The organism is Deinococcus alpinitundrae, assembly GCF_009982895.1.
Lineage (GTDB): Bacteria > Deinococcota > Deinococci > Deinococcales > Deinococcaceae > Deinococcus > Deinococcus alpinitundrae.
Window position 1 is genome coordinate 1 of record NZ_WXZL01000110.1, and the last position, 520, is coordinate 520.

Sequence of the window (520 nt, forward strand, 5' to 3'; positions counted from 1 at the left end):
CCAGCCCTTAAGTTGTATTGAGATTAGCGGAACGCTCTGGAAAGTGCGGCCATAGTGGGTGATAGCCCCGTTACATCTTCCGCGCAGGCCGACTCGACTAGTGAGCTATTACGCTTTCTTTAAAGGGTGGCTGCTTCTAAGCCAACCTCCTAGCTGTCTAAGCCTTCCCACATCGTTTCCCACTTAACCATGACTTTGGGACCTTAGCTGACGGTCTGGGTTGTTTCCCTTTTCACGACGGACGTTAGCACCCGCCGTGTGTCTCCCATGCTCGGCACTTGTAGGTATTCGGAGTTTGCATCGGTTTGGTAAGTCGGGATGACCCCCTAGCCGAAACAGTGCTCTACCCCCTACAGTGATACATGAGGCGCTACCTAAATAGCTTTCGAGGAGAACCAGCTATCTCCGAGCTTGATTAGCCTTTCACTGTAGGGGGTAGAGCATCGGTTTGGTAAGTCGGGATGACCCCCTAGCCGAAACAGTGCTCTACCCCCTACAGTGATACATGAGGCGCTACCTA

1 rRNA gene is annotated in these 520 nt (G+C 52.7%); it reads right to left on the reverse strand.

Annotation, left to right across the window (positions count from 1 at the left end):
- A 23S ribosomal RNA gene (locus GUI70_RS24135) occupies positions 1-520 on the reverse strand; the annotation flags it as partial.